Origin of the sequence: Phenylobacterium sp., from assembly GCF_035276905.1 — a bacterium.
Taxonomy (GTDB): domain Bacteria; phylum Pseudomonadota; class Alphaproteobacteria; order Caulobacterales; family Caulobacteraceae; genus Phenylobacterium.
This window is the reverse complement of sequence record NZ_DATELG010000114.1, coordinates 1-7788: the sequence shown is the minus strand read 5'-3', so window position 1 is coordinate 7788 and position 7788 is coordinate 1. Positions and strand designations below refer to the sequence as shown.

General features: G+C 69.4%; 9 protein-coding genes. 7 read left to right on the top strand and 2 right to left on the bottom strand.

Features of this window, described 5'->3' with window-relative positions; genetic code table 11:
- On the bottom strand, positions 1 to 269 hold a 269-nt coding region (locus VJS38_RS05205), incomplete at its 3' end, for an alcohol dehydrogenase catalytic domain-containing protein (RefSeq protein WP_324087093.1).
- A gap of 113 nt (positions 270 to 382) precedes the next feature.
- On the opposite strand from VJS38_RS05205, the gene VJS38_RS05200 reads away from it, so the two are divergent.
- The 7 genes from VJS38_RS05200 (at position 383) to VJS38_RS05170 (ending at position 7170) form a co-directional block, all read left to right on the top strand.
- Positions 383 to 1294: a LysR family transcriptional regulator gene (locus VJS38_RS05200; protein ID WP_324087092.1), complete on the top strand. Its 912-nt coding sequence runs from the start codon at positions 383 to 385 to the stop codon at positions 1292 to 1294.
- Between the two features lie 113 nt (positions 1295 to 1407).
- Positions 1408 to 2091, top strand: coding sequence for a 3-oxoacid CoA-transferase subunit A (locus VJS38_RS05195; RefSeq protein WP_324087091.1), 684 nt, complete (start codon positions 1408 to 1410; stop codon positions 2089 to 2091).
- Positions 2092 to 2104: 13 nt separating this feature from the next.
- Entirely contained in the window at positions 2105 to 2752 is a 648-nt protein-coding gene (locus VJS38_RS05190) for a 3-oxoacid CoA-transferase subunit B (RefSeq protein WP_324087090.1), read from the top strand.
- Between the two features lie 12 nt (positions 2753 to 2764).
- Positions 2765 to 3973 carry a 3-oxoadipyl-CoA thiolase gene (gene pcaF, locus VJS38_RS05185; RefSeq protein ID WP_324087089.1) on the top strand — a complete coding sequence of 403 codons (1209 nt, stop codon included), beginning with the start codon at positions 2765 to 2767 and terminating at the stop codon, positions 3971 to 3973.
- Positions 3974 to 4136: 163 nt separating this feature from the next.
- Complete coding sequence (locus VJS38_RS05180; RefSeq protein WP_324087088.1) at positions 4137 to 5369, top strand: NAD(P)/FAD-dependent oxidoreductase; 1233 nt, start codon at positions 4137 to 4139, stop codon at positions 5367 to 5369.
- A gap of 418 nt (positions 5370 to 5787) precedes the next feature.
- Positions 5788 to 6531, top strand: a complete 744-nt coding sequence (locus VJS38_RS05175) for an IclR family transcriptional regulator domain-containing protein (protein WP_324087087.1) — start codon at positions 5788 to 5790, stop codon at positions 6529 to 6531.
- A gap of 198 nt (positions 6532 to 6729) precedes the next feature.
- Positions 6730 to 7170, top strand: a complete 441-nt coding sequence (locus tag VJS38_RS05170) for a hypothetical protein (RefSeq protein ID WP_324087086.1) — start codon at positions 6730 to 6732, stop codon at positions 7168 to 7170.
- Here the strand turns inward: VJS38_RS05170 and VJS38_RS05165 are convergent.
- A partial coding sequence (locus VJS38_RS05165; RefSeq protein ID WP_324087085.1) for a lytic transglycosylase domain-containing protein occupies positions 7105 to 7788 on the bottom strand: 684 nt, incomplete at its 5' end. The two genes, VJS38_RS05170 and VJS38_RS05165, sit on opposite strands and share 66 nt — an antisense overlap.

Sequence of the window (7788 nt, the reverse complement as noted above, 5' to 3'; positions counted from 1 at the left end):
GGCGTGTAGAGCGGGATCACGTGATCGCCGGGCTTCACGCTCGTCACGCCCGGGCCGACCTCGACCACCACGCCGGCGCCTTCGTGGCCGAGGATCGAGGGGAAGATCCCCTCGGAATCGAAGCCGTCCAGGGTATAGGCGTCGGTGTGGCAGATCCCCGTCGCCTTGATCTCGACCAGCACCTCGCCGGCGCGCGGGCCTTCGAGGTCGACCTCGACGATCTCCAGCGGCTTCTTGGCTTCGAAGGCGACGGCGGCGCGGGTCTTCATGGCGGTTTCCTATTTGTTTGACCGGTCTATATGCGGTTAGCGGGCCGGAATAATCCGCTCCTGATGCAAAACATTATTGCACGTGAGGGATAATCTGCCGCAATAGGTTGGTCATGAGTTCCTGGGCCGGCATCGACGAGTTTGTCGCCGTCGCGCAAACCCGCAACTTCACCCGCGCCGGCAAACAGCTCGGCCGGTCCGCCTCGCAGATCAGCCGCGACATCGCCGAGCTGGAGAACCGTCTCGGCCAGGCCCTGTTCTATCGCACCACGCGTCACGTGAGCCTGACGGAGGCCGGGGAACGCTTCTTCCAGCGTTGCCGGCGGCTGCAGGAGGAACGCGATGAGGCCGTCGCCGGCATGCTCGACGTCGGCGCCGAGCTGCAGGGTCAGCTGCGGCTGACGTCGGCCGTCGCCTATGGCGAACGGTTCGTGGTTCCGGTGGTCTGCGAATTCATGGCCGAGCATCCCAAGCTCAGCGTGGACATCCATTTGACCGACGAGGTGCTGGACATCGTCGACAGGAGCATCGATCTCGCCATCCGGTTCGGAAAGCTCCGCGACTCCCAGCTGGTCGCGACCCGGCTTGCGTCCCGGACGCGGCAGCTCTGCGCCTCACCGACCTATCTCGAGCGGCGCGGGACGCCGGAGCGCCTTGAAGATCTCGCCCATCACGTGTGTCTGCGCGCGACCGCCGACGTCTGGATCTTCTCGCGCGACGGCGAGCCCTACGACTACCGGCCGCAGGGCCGCTTTCATTGCAACAGCGGATACGGCGCGCTGGAAGCGGCGCTGCGGGGGCTGGGGCTGTGTTGGCTGCCGGAGTTCTACGTCCGGCCGTACCTCGAACGCGGCGACCTCGTGGAGGTGCTGCCAGGAAACCGGTCGGCGGACGAGGGCGTATGGGCCGTCTATCCCGATCGCCGCCACGTGTCGGCGAAGGTCAAGGGGCTGGTGCAGAAGCTCCAGGCGAGCCTTGCGCCGGGGCGCGCGCCGCGATCTTTGAGCGGCGATGGTGACCGTTAAACGGCCGAACAAGGCCGATAATCGGACAAACTCATCGGTTATCGGTTGACTCTCGGCGTCAGGGCTGACAGAGACTGCGCCTCCACGAGTGAGTCCGCGGCCCGGGGGAGTGAATGATCGACAAGTCGATGGCCAGCGCGGAGGCGGCCGTGGCGGACATCTTCGACGGCGCGAGGGTGATGATCGGCGGCTTCGGCACGGCGGGCATGCCCGACCAGCTGATCGACGCGCTGATCGCCCAGGGCGCCGGCGACCTGACGATCATCAACAACAACGCCGGCAACGGCGAGCGCGGCGTGGCCGCCCTGATCAAGGCCGGGCGGGTGCGGAAGATCATCTGCTCCTTTCCCCGCCAGGCCGACTCCCACCATTTCGACGCCGCCTATCGCGCCGGTCAGATCGAGCTCGAGCTGGCGCCGCAGGGAAACCTGGCCGCGCGCATCCAGGCCGCCGGCGCGGGCCTTGGGGCGATCTATACTCCGACCGGCTTCGGGACCCAGCTCGCCGAAGGCAAGGAAACCCGCCGGATCGACGGGCGCGACTATGTGCTCGAATACCCGATCCATGCGGATTTCGCCCTGATCAAGGCGCAGAAGGCGGACCGCTGGGGCAACCTCGTCTACCGCAAGACCGCCCGCAATTTCGGGCCGATCATGGCGATGGCCGGCAAGACCTGCATCGCCCAGGTCGCCGAGATCGTGCCGCTGGGCGCGCTCGATCCCGAGGTCATCGTGACGCCGGGCATCTTCGTCCAGCGCGTGGTGTCGATTTCCGCCGCCTCCGCGGCCGCCGCCTGACCAGGGGACGCTCATGAACCGCCTCGATCGCGATGCGATGGCCGCCCGGGTGGCGCGGGATATTCCCGAAGGCGCCTACGTCAATCTCGGCATCGGCCTGCCGACCAAGGTCGCCGACTTCCTGCCCGTCGATCGCGAGGTGCTGCTGCAGAGCGAGAACGGGCTGCTCGGCATGGGTCCGGCGCCGGCGCGCGGCGAAGAGGACCGCGAGCTCATCAATGCCGGCAAGCAGCCCGTGACGCTGCTCACGGGCGGCGCCTTTTTCCATCATGGCGACAGCTTCGCGATGATGCGCGGCGGCCATATCGACATCTCGGTGCTGGGGGCGTTCCAGGTGTCGGCGCACGGCGATCTGGCCAACTGGCATACCGGCGAGCCGGGGGCGATTCCGGCGGTCGGCGGCGCCATGGACCTCGCCATCGGCGCCAAGCAGACCTTCGTGATGATGGAGCTGCTGACCAAGCAGGGGCAGAGCAAGCTCGTCCAGTCCTGCACCTATCCGCTCACCGGGCTGCGGTGCGTCTCCCGCGTCTACACCGACCTGGCCGTGTTCCAGGTCGGCGAGGCCGGCGCCCGGGTCGTCGAGATGGTCGACGGGCTGTCGATCGAGGAGTTGCGCCGGCTGACGGGCGTGGATCTGGCCGCGGCGCCGGTCGCGTAAAAGGAACTGGGCATGACCGACGCCTTCATCTGCGATGCGGTGCGCACCCCGATCGGCCGCTACGGCGGAGCGCTGGCCAAGGTCCGCGCCGACGACCTTGGCGCCTTGCCGATCCGGGCCCTGATGGCGCGCAATCCCGGTCTGGACCCGGCGGCCGTCGAGGAGGTCTTCTTCGGCTGCGCCAATCAGGCGGGCGAGGACAATCGCAACGTCGCGCGGATGAGCCTGCTGCTGGCGGGACTGCCGCCCTCCGTCCCGGGCGTGACGCTCAACCGCTTGTGCGCATCCGGCCTGGAGGCGGTCGGCGCTGCGGCCCGCGCGATCGCCTGCGGCGAGATCGAGCTCGCCCTCGCCGGCGGCGTCGAGAGCATGACGCGCGCGCCGTTCGTGATGGGCAAGGCCGACGGCGCCTTCGGTCGCGGCCAGAAGCTGGAAGACACGACCATGGGCTGGCGCTTCGTCAACCCGGCCCTGGAGGCGCTCTACGGCGCCGAGACCATGCCCAGGACCGGCGAGAACGTCGCCGAGGCCTTCAAGATCAGCCGGGCGGATCAGGACGCCTTCGCCCTGCGCAGCCAGCAGCGGGCCGTCCGCGCCCAGGCCAGCGGCTTCCTGGCCGAGGAGATCATCTCCGTCGCAGCGCCCGGCGCGCGAAGAGGGGAGACCGTCGAGGTTTCGCTCGACGAGCATCCGCGCGCCGACACCTCGATCGAGGCGCTGAGCAAGCTGAAGCCGCTGTTCGGACCCGAGGCGTCGGTCACCGCGGGCAATGCGGCCGGCATCAACGACGGCGCCGCGGCGATGGTGGTCGCCAGCGAGGCCGCGGCCAAGGCGCATGGCCTCACTCCGCGCGCGCGGATTCTCGGCATGGCCTCGGCCGGCGTCGAGCCGCGGGTGATGGGCGTCGGGCCGATCCCTGCGACCCGCAAGCTGCTGGCGCGGCTCGGCCTCGGCGTCGGCGACTTCGACGCGATCGAGCTCAACGAGGCGTTCGCGAGCCAGGCGCTGGCGGTGCTGCGCGGCCTCGGGCTTCCCGACGACGCGCCCCACGTCAACGCCAACGGCGGGGCGATTGCGCTTGGACATCCGCTCGGCATGTCGGGCGCCCGGCTCGCCATGACCCTCGTGCACCAGCTCGAAAAGTCCGGCGGCGGGCGCGGGCTCGCCACGCTCTGCATCGGCGTCGGCATGGGACTGGCCCTGGCGGTCGAAAGAGTGTGACGCAGCCGTCGGCGGCGCGAAGAACCCCGCCCAGCCTGTAGATCCAGGCCAGGAAGCGGAACTATGATTGCGATCGCAGCGACCACGCGTGGCTGGATGTCAGGTCAAGCTGGCCCCGGCGCTCGACGGTTTGCAGGTGGCGATTGCGTGGAGGATTGAAGCCATGGCGGAAAAGACCCGTTTCGACGTCCTGATCGTCGGCGCCGGTCACGGCGGCGCACAGGCCGCGATCGCCCTTCGCCAGAACAAGTTCGCCGGCACGATCGGCGTCGTCGGCGAAGAGCCGCAAATCCCCTACGAGCGGCCGCCGCTGTCGAAGGAATACTTCTCCGGCGAAAAGACGTTCGAGCGCATTCTGATCCGGCCTGCCGACTTCTGGCGCGAGCGCGAAATCGTGATGCTGACCGGCAAGCGCATCGTCGCCATCGATCCTGTCCATCACGAGGCCGCCACGGCCGACGGCGAGACGATCGGCTATGGCAAGCTGATCTGGGCGGCCGGCGGACGCGCCCGCCCGCTGCCCGTGCCGGGCGGCGACCTTCCCGGGGTGCAGGGCCTGAGAACCCATGCCGACGCCGAATCAATGAAGGCCGCCGCCGGCGCGGCGCGGCAGATCGTCGTGATCGGCGGCGGTTATATCGGCCTGGAGGCGGCGGCGGTCCTCGCCAAGACGGGTAAGAAAGTCGTTCTCCTGGAAGCCCTCGACCGCGTGCTGGCGCGCGTCGCCGGGGTCGAGCTTTCCCGATTCTTCGAGGCCGAGCACCGCGCCCACGGCGTCGAGGTCCGTCTCGGCGAAGCGGTCGCCGCGATCGAAGGCGACGGCCGCGCGGCCGGGGTGCGGCTGGTGGACGGCGGGACCGTCGCCGCCGACCTGGTGATCGTCGGGATCGGCATCGTGCCGACGGTCGAGCCGCTGCTCGCCGCCGAGGCCGCGGGCGGCAACGGCGTCGATGTCGACGAGTTCTGCCGCACCAGCCTGCCGGATGTTTACGCGATCGGCGACTGCGCGGCCCACGTCAGCAGGTTCGCCGGCGGGGCGCGCATCCGCTTGGAGTCCGTCCAGAACGCCCATGATCAGGCGACCGTCGCGGCCAAGCACATCTGCGGGATCGAAGCGGCCTACGACGCCGTCCCCTGGTTCTGGTCGAACCAGTACGATCTGAAGCTGCAGACCGTCGGGCTTTCCACCGGGCACGACCAGGCTGTCGTGCGGGGAGATCCCGCCACGCGGTCCTTCTCGGTCGTGTACCTGCAGCAGGGCAGGGTGTTGGCGCTCGACTGCGTCAACGCGGTCAAGGACTACGTCCAGGGGCGCGCCCTGGTGGTCAGCGGGGCTGCGGTCAGCGCGGGGCGGCTGGCGGATGCGGCCACGCCGCTGAAGGAGCTTGTCGGCTGATCGGTGGAAGACAGCGCCGCCGCGCGGGTCACAGGCGAAGGCCGCCGGACGCGCGCCGGCGTTCCTCTTCCGCATCGATCCAATCGCAGAAAAGGGGGGCCGCCCGCCTCCCGAGCGCGCCGTCTGTACAGTTCCGAGCCCTAATCACGTCGCGGAACAGTCCGCCGCAGGTGCAAATCGGCGCCTCGTTCGTCACAGCGGGGCAATCTGCCGTGTGGGTCACGGCCGAGATCCTTCCCGTCGCCGGGGCGCCCGCCGGCCCGCCTGGCCGTGCAGCTTTCGATCGCCGTGGAAGTCGCTGGTCATCGCTTGCCAGTCGTCCGATAATCGGTCAATCTGTCCGTTGTTCATCATAATCGAACGATGTGAGCCGGAGGTCAATGCCGTGTCACAGGAACCTGAGAATGATCCGCGTTTCATGCTCTCGCTCGCCCGCGGGCTGAGCGTGCTGCGCGCCTTCGAAGGTCGGGCGGCGCTCACGGTAAGCGAGGCGGCGGAGGCGGCGGGGCTGTCGCGCTCGAGTGCAGGGCGGTGTCTCTATACGCTCGAGCAACTCGGCTATGTCGCCGGAACGGACGGACTGTTCCGCCTGCACGCGGGCGTCCTGCGCCTGGCGCACGCCTATAGCTTCTCCGACCCGCTCGCGCGGGCGGCGCAGCCGGTGCTGGACCAGATTCGTGATCGCCTCGGCGAGTCGAGCTCGCTGGCGGTGCTCGATCCCCAGGATCCCGCGCAGGCGATCTACGTCGCCAGGGCCGCTGCGGCGCGCATCATCTCCATTCCGGTGCAGATCGGCACCATGCTCCCCTGCTATTGCACCTCGCTCGGGCGGGTTCTGCTTGCCGCCGCCGCCGATGAGGCGGCGGTCGCAAGGGCGTTGCGGCCCGAGGTCCTGGTGAAACGCGCGCCTTCCACCTGTACCGATCCGATCGCTCTGCGTACCGAGATCGAGCGGGTCAGGACGCAGGGTTATGCGCTGGTGGACGGAGAGCTGGACGCGGGCCTTCGCTCGATCTCCGTGCCGGTCCGCAGGCGCAGCGGCGAGGTGGTCGCCGCGCTGAACGTCGCCTCGCCGGCGGCTCACCGCAATACTGACTGGCTGCTCGAGACCGCGCTCGCCGAAGTCCAGGCTGGCGCCATGCACCTTTCCCGTACGGTCTAGACCATTCGCCGCCGAAGTGGCGGCCGGTTCGGCGCAGCGAATGGTCTAACTTCAAGAACTTATGAGCGTTCGGCGGTTCATTTGAACCTGAACGCTCTAGGGAGGCCGGCGCGCCCCGGATCAGTCGCCGACACTCCGAACGTCTGCAACGCGCCGCCAACTTGCCGTCGTGGCCCAAACCCGCTCTACCAACTGCGCATGCTCTCGGTAATTGTCACCCACGGAAACCCGGTCAAGCTCGCCGGCCTGCTGACCGCGCTGACCGAGGCGGCGGTCGAGGGGCTGGTGCGTGACGTCACCCTGGTCGAGGGCGCGGAGCCTCGCTTGCTCGACGCGCTCTGCGAGGCGACGGGCGCCAAGCTGGCGGCGGATTTCGCCCAGGCCGTCGCCGGCGCCCGGGGCGACTGGCTGATGGTGGTCCCGCCCGATTTGCGGCTCAAGGACGGCTGGGTCGAGCGGCTCGGCGACCATCTGCGCGACGGCCCGGGCGAAGCGCGCTTGCGGGGCATGGGCGAGGGGCTGTTCCGCCGCGCGCCCGAAGGCCTCGTGGTCGCGCGCGCGAAGGCCCAGGCCTCAGCGCAGGGTGGACTGCAGCAGCTGTCCCGAAAGCTGGGCCGCGGCGCGCGACGGATCGCCTAGGTCGAGGCGGGCGTCGATCATCTGCGCGCCGGCGGCGAGGGCGTCGAGGCTGGGCGCTTCCTCGCCGAACATGGTCTTGTAGGTCCAGTAGCCGGCCAGCACCTTCTGGACGTAGTTGCGCGTCTCGAGCGGCGGCAGGGATTCCAGCAGGGTCAGCGGATCGGCGGCCTCGTCGCCCAGGAGGTCGGCGGTGCGCTGCACCATGCCCGGGCCGCCGTTATAGGCCGCGATCACCCGCAGGAGGTCGTAGCCCACGCCGCGCTGCATCAGCCAGGTCAGGTAGTCCTGGCCGACGCGCAGGTTGAAGGCCGGGTCGTACAGCGGCCGCACGTCGTCCTTCAGCTTGTCGTCGCCGGCGGCGCGGGCCGCCGCATCCGGCGTCAGCTGCATCAGCCCGACCGCGCCCTTGCCGGAGACCGCCGCCGGATCGAAGCGGCTCTCCTGGCGGACGATGGCGTAGACCAGGGCCTTGTCGAGCGTGAAGCCGTCCTTGGGCTGCAGGAGCGGCGTCGGATAGTCCTCGTTCGCCGCCGCCAGCGCCGGTGCGGCGGCGAGCGGCGCGCCCAGCGCGAGCGCCAGCGCCGTCCATTTCTCGCGCTCGGCGGCGTCGCGCGCCAG

Excerpts from the sequence above, each read along its gene's own strand:
- VJS38_RS05175 (WP_324087087.1), top strand. The coding sequence starts at position 5,788 with ATGCTCTCGCTCGCCCGCGGGCTGAGCGTGCTGCGCGCCTTCGAAGGT.
- VJS38_RS05195 (WP_324087091.1), top strand. The coding sequence starts at position 1,408 with ATGATCGACAAGTCGATGGCCAGCGCGGAGGCGGCCGTGGCGGACATC.
- VJS38_RS05200 (WP_324087092.1), top strand. The coding sequence starts at position 383 with ATGAGTTCCTGGGCCGGCATCGACGAGTTTGTCGCCGTCGCGCAAACC.
- VJS38_RS05180 (WP_324087088.1), top strand. The coding sequence starts at position 4,137 with ATGGCGGAAAAGACCCGTTTCGACGTCCTGATCGTCGGCGCCGGTCAC.
- VJS38_RS05170 (WP_324087086.1), top strand. The coding sequence starts at position 6,730 with ATGCTCTCGGTAATTGTCACCCACGGAAACCCGGTCAAGCTCGCCGGC.
- pcaF (WP_324087089.1), top strand. The coding sequence starts at position 2,765 with ATGACCGACGCCTTCATCTGCGATGCGGTGCGCACCCCGATCGGCCGC.
- VJS38_RS05190 (WP_324087090.1), top strand. The coding sequence starts at position 2,105 with ATGAACCGCCTCGATCGCGATGCGATGGCCGCCCGGGTGGCGCGGGAT.